This window comes from Sphingomonas sp. GW821-FHT09B04 (assembly GCF_059418285.1).
The window spans coordinates 664,853-677,730 of record NZ_JBWKPO010000003.1 but is presented as its reverse complement, the minus strand read 5'-3'; the positions used below and the strand labels follow the sequence as shown (position 1 = coordinate 677,730).

12 protein-coding genes are annotated in these 12,878 nt (G+C 64.6%); 7 read left to right on the top strand and 5 right to left on the bottom strand.

All coding sequences use genetic code 11. The features are described from left to right. Positions 1-29: 29 nt before the first annotated feature. Positions 30-782 (bottom strand): alpha/beta fold hydrolase, encoded by a 753-nt coding sequence (locus AC07NK_RS12775; protein WP_495170972.1) that lies wholly within the window; start codon positions 780-782, stop codon positions 30-32. A gap of 127 nt (positions 783-909) precedes the next feature. On the opposite strand from AC07NK_RS12775, the gene AC07NK_RS12770 reads away from it, so the two are divergent. The 3 genes from AC07NK_RS12770 to AC07NK_RS12760 are packed head-to-tail and all read left to right on the top strand — an operon-like array spanning position 910 to position 4,014. Further along, a complete protein-coding gene (locus tag AC07NK_RS12770) occupies positions 910-1,371 on the top strand; it encodes a MarR family winged helix-turn-helix transcriptional regulator (RefSeq protein ID WP_495170971.1) in 462 nt (153 codons plus the stop codon). Then, a complete protein-coding gene (locus tag AC07NK_RS12765) occupies positions 1,364-2,425 on the top strand; it encodes an HlyD family secretion protein (protein WP_495170970.1) in 1,062 nt (353 codons plus the stop codon). The genes AC07NK_RS12770 and AC07NK_RS12765 overlap by 8 nt, the downstream gene beginning before the upstream one ends. Before the next feature lie 8 nt (positions 2,426-2,433). After that, the gene (locus tag AC07NK_RS12760) at positions 2,434-4,014 is read left to right on the top strand and encodes a DHA2 family efflux MFS transporter permease subunit (protein ID WP_495170969.1); all 1,581 of its coding nucleotides are present in this window, start codon (positions 2,434-2,436) and stop codon (positions 4,012-4,014) included. Here the strand turns inward: AC07NK_RS12760 and AC07NK_RS12755 are convergent. The 4 genes from AC07NK_RS12755 to AC07NK_RS12740 all read right to left on the bottom strand — a co-directional run bounded on the left by AC07NK_RS12755 (position 3,962) and on the right by AC07NK_RS12740 (position 9,261). Next, entirely contained in the window at positions 3,962-4,642 is a 681-nt protein-coding gene (locus tag AC07NK_RS12755; protein WP_495170968.1) for a DUF2238 domain-containing protein, read from the bottom strand. The genes AC07NK_RS12760 and AC07NK_RS12755 overlap by 53 nt on opposite strands. Beyond that, positions 4,639-5,664, bottom strand: coding sequence for an aspartate-semialdehyde dehydrogenase (locus tag AC07NK_RS12750; protein ID WP_495170967.1), 1,026 nt, complete (start codon positions 5,662-5,664; stop codon positions 4,639-4,641). Before AC07NK_RS12750 ends, AC07NK_RS12755 begins: the two co-directional genes overlap by 4 nt. 256 nt (positions 5,665-5,920) lie before the next feature. Beyond that, positions 5,921-6,691, bottom strand: a complete 771-nt coding sequence (locus AC07NK_RS12745; protein WP_495170966.1) for a hypothetical protein — start codon at positions 6,689-6,691, stop codon at positions 5,921-5,923. Next, entirely contained in the window at positions 6,691-9,261 is a 2,571-nt protein-coding gene (locus AC07NK_RS12740) for a TonB-dependent receptor (protein ID WP_495170965.1), read from the bottom strand. The genes AC07NK_RS12745 and AC07NK_RS12740 overlap by 1 nt, the downstream gene beginning before the upstream one ends. Before the next feature lie 183 nt (positions 9,262-9,444). Between AC07NK_RS12740 and AC07NK_RS12735 the strand changes: the two genes are divergently transcribed. The 4 genes from AC07NK_RS12735 to AC07NK_RS12720 all read left to right on the top strand — a co-directional run bounded on the left by AC07NK_RS12735 (position 9,445) and on the right by AC07NK_RS12720 (position 12,808). Beyond that, complete coding sequence (locus AC07NK_RS12735; protein WP_495170964.1) at positions 9,445-10,419, top strand: alpha/beta hydrolase; 975 nt, start codon at positions 9,445-9,447, stop codon at positions 10,417-10,419. Beyond that, complete coding sequence (locus AC07NK_RS12730) at positions 10,416-10,904, top strand: RNA pyrophosphohydrolase (RefSeq protein WP_495170963.1); 489 nt, start codon at positions 10,416-10,418, stop codon at positions 10,902-10,904. Before AC07NK_RS12735 ends, AC07NK_RS12730 begins: the two co-directional genes overlap by 4 nt. A gap of 38 nt (positions 10,905-10,942) precedes the next feature. After that, positions 10,943-11,848 carry a DUF481 domain-containing protein gene (locus AC07NK_RS12725; protein WP_495170962.1) on the top strand — a complete coding sequence of 302 codons (906 nt, stop codon included), beginning with the start codon at positions 10,943-10,945 and terminating at the stop codon, positions 11,846-11,848. Positions 11,849-12,100: 252 nt separating this feature from the next. Beyond that, positions 12,101-12,808, top strand: a complete 708-nt coding sequence (locus AC07NK_RS12720; protein ID WP_495170961.1) for a hypothetical protein — start codon at positions 12,101-12,103, stop codon at positions 12,806-12,808. The last annotated feature ends 70 nt before the right edge of the window (positions 12,809-12,878 follow it).

Sequence of the window (12,878 nt, the reverse complement as noted above, 5' to 3'; positions counted from 1 at the left end):
GCGGACACTGCTCCCGCCCTTGGAACGGGTCAAGCGGTCAAGAATGATACGATCGCGTCGCCCAGTTCGGGCCGCGTCACCGCGCTCATATGGTTTCCGGGTATCTCGACGAAGCGCCCATCCGGCAGCATCGCCACCAGTCCCTCGAACGATCCGACCTCGTCGTCCGCCGCTCCGCCAACGACCAGCACCGGCAGGTCGAATTTCGCGAGCTCGGCCTCCGGTGTATCCACGAACGTGTCGAGCACGCCGAGCAGCGCCTGCGGATCGCCGCCGGTGGTCTTGAGGAACGCCTGCGACATGAACTCCTTGTCGCCATGTTTGAAGCTGCCGAAATTGGTCAGCACACGGCGGAAAAAGCCTGCGCGCCGCCCGGTATCGACAACCCCCTCATCCCCCAGCCCCGACAGCACCACGCGCCGCGGCTTCGGCGCGATCCCGCGCGCGAGCACGCGCACCGTCGTCCGCGCGCCCAGCGAATAGCCTCCAAGGTCGTAATCGGTGAGGCCGAGATGCGCGATGAACGCTTCGGCATCCATTGCCAGCGCGTCGGGCGGATAGGCCTCGCCCCCGTGCGGCTTGCCGCTTTCGCCATGTGCGCGCAGGTCGGGCATGATCACCCGGAACCCCGCCTCGACCAGCTTCGCCGCGGTCCCGTATTTGATCCAGTTGGTGCTGGCGTCCGAAAAATAGCCGTGGATCAGCACCACCGGCCTGCCCTCACCCGTTTCACGCCAAGCGATCCGCGTGCCGTCGAAGCTCTCGAAAAACTGAGTCTGCATCGCCGCGGGATGCCGCACTTTGCGCCGCCGCGAAACCCCGACCGATTGCACAAATTGCAATCGTTACGTTTTATAATGCAACTAATCTCCTGTCGAAATATATAAGCATGCTTATTATATGCCGGTCATGCCTGACTCCCTAGGATTCCTCCTCAACGACATCGCCCGCCTGATGCGGAAGCGATTCGACGTGCGTGCCCGCCGTATCGGCGTCACCCGCGCGCAATGGCACACGCTCAGCATCCTTAAGCGCAACGAGGGTTGCAACCAGGGCATGCTCGCCGACTTGCTCGAGGTCGAGCCGATCACCGTTGGCCGCATGATCGACCGGCTCGAGGAGGCTGGTCTGGTCGAGCGCCGCCGTGATCCCGCCGACCGCCGCGTCTGGCGCATCCACCTTACCGAAAAGGCGCAGCCAGTGCTGATCGAGCTGCGCGACATCGCCGACACGATGATCGACGAGGTGATGGAGGGCGTCGCTCCGGACGACCGCATCCGCATGCACGCCTCGCTCAAGTCGCTGCGCACCAACCTGCTTGCCGACGAACACGACAAAGCGAACGACAATAAGGAAGCCGTCAATGGCTGACGCAGATCCCAAGCTCGATCCCGCTGAAGCGATCGAGATCACGCCCCCTGCCCCGCGCAAGCGCAACTGGCTGCGCCCGATCTTGATGTTCGGAGTGCCGCTGCTGCTGATCGCGGCGGTGGGCAGCTGGTGGACGCTGTCGGGCGGTACCGTCTCGACCGACAACGCCTATGTCCAGCAGGACAAGGTCTCGGTCGCGAGCGACGTCGCTGGCCGCATCATCGAGGTCGCGGTGAAGGAAAACCAGCCGGTCAAGGCCGGAGACCTCCTCTTCCGCATCGACCCCGAACCCTATCGCATCGCGCTCGAACAGGCCGATGCCGCGATCGCCAACGCGCAGGTCCAGGTCGGCACGCTGCAGGCAAGCTACGCTGGCACCGGCGCCGATATTCAGGCCGCGCGCGATACGATCGCCTCCGCACAGGAAGATTATAGCCGGCAAAAGGCGCTGATGGACCGCGGCTTCACGACGCGCGCGCGCTACGATCAGGCGCTCCACTCGGTCGAGCAGGCGCGCGCTACGTATCAGCGCGCCGTCGCCGACGCGGCCGAAGCCCGCTCGAAGCTGTCGAGCGGGCCTGCGGTCCCCGGCGTCAATCCTGCCATTGCCGCCGCGCGAGCGCAGCGCGACAAGGCTGCGCTCGATCTGTCGCGCACCGCACGCTACGCCCCCGTCGACGGCATCGTCAGTCAGGCCGACCGGCTTCAGGTCGGGCAGATGATGATGTCGGGTCTTCCCGCCGTCACCGTAGTCCGCTCGGGCGGCTCGTGGGTCGAGGCGAACTTCAAGGAAACCGACCTCGACAAGATGCGCGTCGGCCAGCCGGCCGAGGTGAGCTTCGACGCCTATCCCAAGCTCAAGCTCAAGGGCCATGTCGCCTCGATCGGCGCGGGCACCGGCAGCGAGTTCTCGGTGCTCCCGGCCCAGAACGCCAACGGCAATTGGGTCAAGGTCACCCAGCGCGTGCCCGTGCGCATCGCGATCGACGAGAAGAGCCCGCGCGAGTTGATCGCCGGCCTCTCCGCCGACGTCACGGTGGACGTCAGCAAGTAACCCGCGCGATGGCCAGCGCCGCCGCCTCGCCTGAAGCCGCACCGCCCGCCCCGCCCCCCTCGGGCGCGGCACTGCCGGTGCGCAACAAGGGGCTGCTCACCTTCGGCGTCATGCTGGCGACGATCATGCAGATCCTCGACACCACCATCGCCAATGTCGCGCTGCCGCACATGCAGACCTCGCTCGGCGCCACCGCGGACACGATCACCTGGGTGCTGACGAGCTATATCGTCGCCTCGGCGATCGCCATCCCGATCACCGGCTGGGTCTCCGACCGGATCGGCTCGCGCAACCTGTTCCTGCTCTCGATCGTCGGCTTCATCATCGCTTCCGCGCTATGCGGTGCCGCGCAGAATCTGGAGGAGATGGTCGCGTTCCGCATCCTTCAGGGCGTCGCCGCGGCGTTCATGAATCCGCTCAGCCAGACGGTGATGCTCGACATCAACGAGCCCAAGGACCAGCAGCGCGCGATGGCGGTGTGGGGCATGGGCATCATGATCGGCCCGATCCTCGGCCCGGTGCTCGGCGGCTATCTGACCGAGAATTTCAACTGGCGCTGGGTGTTTTACGTCAACCTGCCGTTGGGCGTGATCTGCCTCGGCATCCTGTGGTGGCTGCTCCCCAGCCGCCCGACCCGCAAGCGCGGCTTCGACCTGTTCGGCTTCTCATTGCTCGCCATCGGCATCGGCGCGCTTCAGCTGATGCTCGACCGGGGTCAGGGGGAGGACTGGTTCTCTTCGCCCGAAATCTGGATCGAGATGCTCGCCGCGGCCATCGCGCTGTGGATGTTTGGGGTGCACATGGCCACCGGCAAGAACCCGATGTTCGAGCGCGGGCTGTGGAAGAACCGTAACCTCGTCACCGCCCTCGCCTTCATGCAGGTCGTTGGCGTGGTGATGATGGCGACGATGGCGCTGCTCCCGCCGATGCTTCAGACGCTCTATGGCTATCCGGTGGTCGACACCGGCCTGTTGCTGATGCCGCGTGGCGTCGGCGTGCTGGTCACGATGGCGCTGTCGGCACGGCTGATCCAGCGCGGACTCGATCCGCGCATCGCGGTCGGCCTCGGCTTCGCGCTCGCCGCCTGGTCGCTCTACGACATGACGCGGTGGACGCTTGAGATGGGCAGCACGCCCTTCATCGTCTCGGGCTTCATTCAGGGGCTGGGGATGGGCCTGATCTTCATGCCGCTGAACGGCATGGCCTTCGCCACTCTCGCGCCGCACCAGCGCACCGAAGCGGCAAGCCTGCTCAACCTGTCGCGCAACATCGGCGCGTCGATCGGCATCTCGGCGGTGACGACGGTGCTCGCGCGCAGCAGCCAGACCAGCCATGCCGACCTCGCCCAGCACGTCACGCCCGAGCGGCTTCAGACGCTCGATCCCGGCCTGCTCGCCAATCTCGGCGGCTCGACCGACGCGCTGCTGGCGATGGCGAATGCAGAGGTGACGCGGCAGGCGGCGATGATTGCCTATCTCAACGACTTCAAGGCAATGATGATCGTCACCGCGCTGTCGATCCCGCTCGTGTTCTTCCTCAGGAAGCCGAAGGGGCCGGTGGAGAATGATCCGGCTGCGGCGGGGCACTAAGCCCGGCCAGCACCCACCCGCGCCCTGCCAGTGCGACGAACGCGCCAAGCAACGCCAGCGCCATATCCTTGGGCGCATCGAACATGTCGCCCTGCTGGCCATTGTACATGTCCGCCGCCTCGGCGCTCATCCCGATCGTCAGCATCCATTCGAAGATCTCATAGACCGCGCCGATCGCCAGCACCGACAGGATCATCACCGCGATCGCCCAGCGTCGCGACAAGCGCCCATAGACGATGCACAGCTCGACCAGCGCCCGGGCAAAGCACAGCCCCGATGCGAAATGCACCAGCCGGTCGAACATGTTGCGATCGAACCCCAGCGCCTTGTCGATGCTGAATCCGAATACCGCCTGCCCCCAGCCGTCATAGGGCACGCTGCTATAGGTCCAGCGCGCCGCAAGCAGGTGGAGCAGCACGAAGCCGCAGACCCAGGCCACACTGGCATTGCTCAGCGGCCAGCGCCGCAGCGCCCACCAGCCAAGGCCGACGCCGACGACGACCGGCCCGACCTGCAACCAGGTATTGGGCGGATACGCCGCCCCCACCGCGCTCAGCGGCACCCCCGCAAGGCATGCGAGCAGCCACCATCGTTGCGCGGCGGGAGGGCGCATCCGGCTTTCGATCACGCCTTCTTCAAATGCCGCCGGCCGAGCAGTTCGGCGATCTGCACCGCGTTGAGTGCCGCGCCCTTGCGGAGGTTGTCGCTCACGCACCAGAAGGCGAGGCCGTTCTCGACGGTCACATCGTCGCGCACGCGGCTGACGAACGTCGCATAGTCGCCCACGCACTCGACTGGCGTCACATATCCGCCGTCCTCGCGCTTATCGACCAGCATGATGCCGGGCGCCTCGCGCAGGATCTTCTGCGCGTCCTCGGCCGAGAGTTCATTCTCAAGCTCGACATTGACGGCTTCGGAGTGGCCGACGAACACCGGCACACGAACACAGGTCGCGATCACCTTGATCTTGGGATCGAGGATCTTCTTGGTCTCGACGACCATCTTCCACTCTTCCTTGGTCGACCCGTCGTCGAGGAAGCTGTCGATGTGCGGGATCACGTTGAACGCAATCTGCTTGGTGAACTTCTTCGGCTCGGCGGAATCGCCGACGAAGATGTTGCGCGACTGCTCGAACAGCTCGTCCATCCCCGCCTTGCCCGCGCCGGACACCGACTGATAGGTCGCGACGACGACGCGCTTGACCGTCGCGGCATCGTGCAGCGGCTTCAGCGCCACCACCATCTGCGCGGTCGAGCAGTTCGGGTTGGCGATGATGTTCTTGGCCTTGTAGCCGTCGATCGCATCGGGGTTCACCTCGGGCACAATCAGCGGCACATCGGGATCCATGCGATAGAGCGAGCTGTTGTCGATCACCGTGCAGCCCGCCGCGGCGAAGCGCGGGGCGTGGATCTTGGTCGCGTCCGAACCGATCGCGAACAGCGCCATGTCCCAGCCGGTCGGATCGAAATGCTCGATATTCTGGACCTTGTACTGTTTCCCGCTCTCACCGAAATCGACCATCTCGCCGGTCGAGCGCGACGAAGCGACGACCGCCAGCTCGTCGAGCGGAAATTCGCGATCCGCCAGAATGTTGAGCATTTCGCGACCGACATTCCCGGTGGCGCCTGCGACTACGACACGGTAACCCATCAAAGACCCTTTCATGCGGTCGAGCCGCCCGGAGTTCGGGCAGCGACATAGTCATTTTTCGGTGAGAAGTCAGCGGGCCAGTCACCCGCTCGTTGAAGATGTTTCGCGGCATAACCCGAACGCCGCGACCGGCTGGTTCAGCGGGTCGCGTTCCGGGTGGTCATAATGGGCCGTTTTCGAAACATGACCGCGCCCCTAGCAGCCAAATTGCGCGGGGGGTAGCGAATTTCTTCTTTCATTGCGGCGAAGCGCGGGTTCATTCCACCGGAGGCACCCGGCTCGACACCAGTTCACCCTTCCTGCGCTCGATCGACCACAGCAGCCGCGGTTCGACCGGGTCCCAGTCGATCGCCTGCCCGCCCGTCGGCACCGCGATCGTCGCGACATGGTCAAGCACCGTCCCCGCCGGCGGCAGCCTGAGCACATACAACTCGGGCAGGTCGTGTCCCGTCACATAGAGATAGCCGTCACGGTTCCACCGCCCGCCCGACGAACTGTATGGCGCCATCCGCGCCAGCACGCTCTCGGGGAACAGCCACGCCGCCTGCTCGACGAAACGGGCATCGTAGCGCACCAACGTGGTCCAGCGATGATCCTTGCCCGGCTCGCCGCCCTTCTTGCCGTAATGCGCGAAGCACGCCCACCAGCTCCCGTCATGCCAGTCGAGCCAGGTCAGCGATCCCTTGCCCGGCCCGAGGCTGCGGCTCGCCACGGGCTTCAGCGTCTTCGCATCGAAGCTCTCGATCGAACTCGCCTGCGGTACAGCGGGATAGTTGGACGCCGCGCACACCAGCTGCTTGCCCTTGAGGATGCAGCTGTTGATGTGCGGATAGCGCGCCTTCTCGCCCTCGAACCGCGCGACGGTCCGGCCGGTCCGCCGGTCGATCCGCGCGATCACATTATTGTCGATCGCATAGAGGTCGTGCGGCCCCGCTGCGACGCCCTGATCGGCGTCGGGCGCGGGCACGCGCGCAACCTCGGTCGCAGTCAGCGACGCCTGCAGCGCAAGGGCGAGGATCAGGCTCATCAGAACTTCGCCGACACGCCGCCCCAGAAGGTGCGGCCATAGCGTTCCTGCTGGACGAACCAGTCGGTGCGGTCGCCCTGATACTGGCGCGTCGGCTCGTCGGTCAGGTTCTGCGCCTCGGCAAAGACGGAGATATTGTCGGTGACCTTGAACCGGACCTTGGCATCCAGCCGGCGCAGATCGTCATTATACTGGTCCTGGAACGGCAGCCCGCCCACCGCGATCAACGACGCGCCGGTATTGTGGTACGCGATCGACGCCTCGACCGGCCCCGCCTGATAAAAGAGCTGAGCGCCGTAGAGGAATTCCGACTGGCTCGGGAAGGTCGAAACGCGGCCATTGGGCAAGGTCAGCGTCGAACTCACCAGCGTGCCGTTCATCTCGATCCCGAAGCCCGAAAGGAAGCCCGGCAGGAAGGTGAACTGCATCTGGAACGCCGCTTCGGCGCCAATCAGCTTGGCGCTGTCCGCGTTCATCGGCTGCGATGTGCTCAGCCGCTCGAAGTTGAGCCCCGCAAAGCTGGTGTTGGTCAGCAGATTGCTCTGCGTGAAGATCGGATTGTCGATGAACTTGGCGAAGGCGCCCACCGACAACAGCCCGCCCTTGGCGAAATAATATTCGGCGGAAATGTCGATGCTGTCGGCGCGATAGGGCTTGAGGTTGGGATTCCCGGTCGAGAAGCTGCCCTCGTACGTCCCGTTGCCGTTGCCATCCTCGTAGGACAGCGCTCCGCCGGGCGAGAGCTGGCCATAATTGGGTCGGCCAAGGTTGCGGGTATAGGCGATACGGAAGCTGTATTTGTCGCCCGCGTCGATGCGGATGATCAGGCTCGGCAGCCAGTCCGAATAATTGTTCTCGGCATTCACCGGCACCACGGTCGTGCCGTTCTGCAGCCGCGATCCGGTGACCTTGCTGGTGGTGCGCTCATAGCGCAGGCCGGGCGTGATCGTGGCATAACCGGATTTGATCGTCGCCTGCGCATAGGCCGCCCACACATCTTCCTGAATGAAGATGTCGTTGAGCGTCGCATTGGCGAGGCTCGCGGCGGCGTCGCGCACGAAATAGGCGCTGGTGAGGTTGCCCCTGGTCCAGTCGCGGATCGCGTTGGCGCCGATCGTCGGGCCGTTCAGATAAGGGCGGTCGTCGCCGTCGGGATAGGTCCGCACCGGCTCGCCCTGCAGGTTGAACTGACCCAGCGTGAACCGCGTCGCCGCGTTGCCGCCGCGCGCCCAGGTTTCGTTGCGCGAATCGAAGCTCTTGTCGGTGGTGCGATATTTGCCGCCCAGCTTGACGTTACTGCCCTCGTCCAGCGCCGCGATGTTCCAGGTGAGGTCGAGCTTGCCCTGCCAGATATCCTCATCGCCGGTCTCCATCTGCTCGGTATATTGACGGAAGCCCATCTGGTTCGCGGTGCATTCGGTGCGCGGCGTCGCGGTGAAGATCTTCTCGCCGAAGTTGAAATCGACAATGCCGGGGTTGCAGCGGAACTGCCAAAGCTGGTTCGGCTCGCGCACCTCGTTATGCACGCGCGCGACGACATAATCGAGCTTCAGGTCGCCGAACCGGCTCGATCCGCCGAGCATCGCGGCGAGGATCGACTTCTCCTTATATTCGAGGCGCAGGTCCTGCCGCCGCTCGGTATTCCCCGTCTGCGTGCCGCTCGTCCCGCCCGGATTGAAGGTCAGCGTCGGCAGCAGCGCATCGCTCGCAAAGTCGAGGCGGTAACGCTGGCGATATTCGTCCTCGCTGAACTTGGAGTAGATGCCGCGCAGATAGAGCTCGTGATCATCGTTCGGCCGCCAGTCGAGCGATCCTGCCGCGCCGATCCGTTCGCGCTTCAGGCTATAGTCGGTGTGCTTGATGTTGGTCGGCATCCCGCCGCGCGCCGCACCCGCCACCGGGCGCCAGTCATCGGGATAGACGCCATAGCTGGTGAAGGTCCGCTCGGAATAGCTCCCACCCAGCAGCACGCCGAACTCCTCGTTCGCGCCGAACCGCCCACCGACGCTGACGTCGCCGCGCACCGGAACCTTGTCGTTCAGCTCCTGATAGCCCGCCTGAACATTCGCCTGCACCACGAAGCGCTCGCGAAAGTCGAACGCGGTCTGCGGCACCAGATTGATCGATCCGCCGATCCCCTGCCCGTCCTGATCCGCGGTCTTGGCCTTGGTCACCTCGACGCGGTTGAGCAGCTGCCCCGAAACGATATCGAGCGGGAGCGAACGGTTCTGCCCGTCCGGGTTGCCGATCTCGACCCCGTTGAAGGTGTAGTTGTTGAGGTCCGACGGAATGCCGCGGATCGCGACATAGCGCCCCTCACCCTGATCATAGGTGACGCCAAGGCCCGGCAGCCGCTCAACCACCTCGGCGACGTTGCGGTCGGGCAACCGCCCGATCTCGTCCGCCGCCGCGACATCCATGATCCCGATGGCGTTGCGCTTGATCTCGATCGCGCGTTCCTGCTGCGCGCGCTGCCCGGTCACGACGACCTCTTCGCCCTCTGCTTCCTGCGCATGCGCGGTCAGGACGAACACCGGCAAGGCGGCGGTGGCGAGCAGCAGTTTCTTCATATCATATCCCCTTCGGTCGGGGCGCGGCTAAGCCTCCTTCGCGACTGCAGCATGAAGCGTCCGTGACGCTACGGCGTCCGCTGGATGACGCATCGATGACGTTGCATGCGCGCCACGCGGTGGACGAAACCGGGCTGCGTGGCCTAAGACCGGGCTTCAGATCGAACCCTGGGAGACGATGCCTTGGCCGAACCTTTCGTGCGTCCCGACGTCCGCGTGCTGCTCGATATGCTCGCCGCGATGCCCCAACAGGAATGGCCGCCCCAGCCCGCCGTCTATCGCGCGCAATATGCGGGGATGAAGGATCTGGTGGACATCCCCGCGGGTGAACTCGCGCTGATCCGCGACCTTGCCATCCCCGGTCCGGCCGGCACGATTCCCGCCCGCCTGTTCGACGCGCGCGAACGCCGCGAGCCCGGCCCGGTGCTGGTCTTCTTCCATGGCGGCGGCTTCGTCATCGGCGACATCGACACCCACGCCTCGGTCGTCGCGGAGATGGCGCGCACGCTCGACCTGCCCATCGTTTCGGTCGGCTATCGCCTTGCGCCCGAGCATGTCTGGCCCGCTGCGTCGGACGATGCCGAGGCTGCGGCGCGCTGGGTCGCCTCCGGCCCGGCCGAGCTTGGCCGCGCGGTCACCTCGATCGCGCTCGCGGGTGACAGCGCGGGCGGGCAGATGTCGGCGGTTGCTGCCATCCAACTGCGCGACCGGCCCGCTGCGGTGCCGGTGATCGCGCAGCTGCTGATCTATCCCGCCGCCGATCTGCGCACCGACTATCCCTCGCTCGACAGCTTTGCCGAGGGGTATTTGCTCACCAAACGCAGTCTGGACTGGTTCTCCGAATGCTATGCGGCGGATGTCGCGCATCCGCGCGCCTCGCCCATGGCCAATGAATCGCTTGCCGGGCTGCCGCCTGCCGTGATCGTCACCGCCAGCCTCGATCCGATCCGCGATCAGGGCCGCGCCTATGCCGCGGCGCTGATCGGCGCGGGCGTGCCGGTGGTATTCCGCGAAGCCGCGGGCAACATCCACGGCTTCATCACGCTGCGCCGCGCGATCCCTTCGTCGCAGGGCGACGTCGCGGGAATGCTCGCCGCGTTCAAGGACGTGCTGGTCGAAGCCGAAGCCAACCGCGTGATGGTGCAGGCCGCGGCATGATCGATCGCGACGCGCTTCCCTACCGCCCCTGCGCCGGGGTGATGCTGCTCAGCCGCGACGGGCAGGTGTTCGTCGGCCAGCGCCTCGATTCGACGCTTGAAGCCTGGCAGATGCCTCAGGGCGGGATCGATCCCGGCGAAGACGCGCTCGAAGCCGCCTATCGCGAGCTTTGGGAGGAAACCGGCGTCGTCCGGGACGCGGTCGAATTCGTCACCGAGGCCCCGGAGGAACTCTATTACGACCTGCCCGACGACCTGATCGGCAAGGTGTGGAAGGGCAAGTGGCGCGGCCAGCGCCAGCGCTGGTTCCTCTTCCGCCTCACCGCGGGGGATGAAGCGATCGACATCGAAACCGCCCACCCCGAATTCCGTGCATGGCGCTGGATCGACCCGGCCGAGCTTCCGCGGGTGATCGTGCCGTTCAAGCGCGAACTCTATGCCCGGCTGCTCGAAATCTTCGCCGATCCGCTTGATCTGCCTGCCTGATCTCGATTTTGCCGCATTGCAGTATTAACAGGACGCCCATGCGCCGGACGATCCCCCTGATCCTCGCCCCGCTGCTGCTCGCAAATGCGCAGGCGGACGAAGCCCCGCCCGAGATGCCCGACACGGTCAAGGCAATGCTCGACGCTGCGATGAAGGCGGGCGACGAAGCCGCGGTCAATGCGATCGTCAAATATGCCAAGGCCGCCGACAAGGCGAGCGTCGAGGTGGCCGAAAAGGCCGCCGGCAGCTGGAAGCGCGAGCGCCGCGAGGCCGCCGAGCGCCGCGTGCGCGAGGCGCGCTTCCTCGATCTGATCAAGGGCCGCGCCGAGCTGGGCGGCTATGTCACCACCGGCAATTCGGAGACGGTGGGCCTGACCGGCGTGGTCGACGTCAAGCGTGAAGGGCTGCAATGGCGCCACAAATGGCGCGCGCAGGCCGATTATCAGGAAAGCCTCAATCGCGTCGTTCGGGAACGCTACCTCGCCAGCTACGAACCGAACTACAAGATCAACGAAACCACCTACATCTACGGCGCCGCGCTGTTCGAGAGCGACCGCTTCCTTGGCTTCACAGAGCGCTATTCGATCTCCGCCGGCGCCGGCTACACCGCCGTCAACAATGGCAAGCTGCGCATCGATTTGGAGCTTGGCCCGGCCTATCGCTACACCGCCTTCACCGACGAGACGAACGAACGTCAGATCGCCGCGCGCGGCAAGCTCGACATCGACTGGAAGCTCTCCTCCGGCGTCACATTCAGCCAGGACGCCTCGGCCTATCTGCAACAGGCGAACAGCACCATCACCACCAAGACCGCGCTGCGCGTCCGCCTGTTCGGCCCGCTCTCCACCCAGATGTCCTACGCCGTGAACTATGAAAGCGCGCCTCCGGCCGGGCGCAAGACGATGGACACCACCAGCCGGGCGTCCCTGCTGATCGATTTCTAGAGGCAGCTTATCCTCCCCCGCCAGGGGGAAGGCGGCGCCGAAGGCGACGGAGGTGGAGAACGGCAACGCGCCGCGAACTTCACGCCTATCCGAACCCTTCTCTGTCATCCCGGCCTTGTGCCGGGATCCATCGCACCGCAAACGATGACCAAGAAGCTAAACCGCATCGCGCGCGGCAGAGTGGCCCCCGGCATAAGGCCGGCGTGACAGTTTAGGTTGCCACCAATGGCCAGTTACTCTGCGGGGGATGGAATGCTGAACCGTTTCGTGAATCTCTTTGGAACCCGTCCACCACGAGATGGGCAATCGGTTCTGGGACGACAAATTGAAGCGACGCTCTGTGCGGGAATGTCGTTGCCATTGCCACTTGAACAACTCTTTCGCTGGATCGAGGCGAGACAGTGTTTTGTCGATACACCCGATGGCAGAATCGGCTTCCTGTTTCCGGAAGATGAAATGAAGCGCGATTGGACCGACGATGGACGACCGGGCGGCACCGACATTGGCTTCGCCGCTGAAGGCAACACGAACCTGAGATACTGGTTCAAAACCACCGATCCCGAAGTCATGAAAAGGCTCTGCGTCTTTGCAAAGACGGGCGGCGATGGATCGATGGCAGCCTTCTGGCTCGCCGACGATGGCACCCAAAAAATCGTCCATTTGGGTTCTGGATCAGGGTCGGTAACGCTTTGCATTCTTGCCGAAGATCCAGTCGATTTCCTTCGCTTGCTGGCCATTGGATATGACGAGATCTGTTGGGGTGACGCCTACCCTCAACCGCCGAACGCCGGCGGAGAGTTCATCGTTCAACCGAACATGTCCTATCGGGCTTGGGTAGAAGAAAACTTCCAAGTCTCGATACCAGCCTTGGCAACTGAAATAGTTCGGCATCCAGCTTCTATGGATGATGAAGGCTCCGAAGACGCCTTCTGGCAATGGGTAAAGAAGTACGTAGAATAAGTGGTTGTTCGCAGCCACCCCGTTCCCTTGCAATGTAGGATTTCGCCTGCTCCACTCGCTTCGCCGGGCA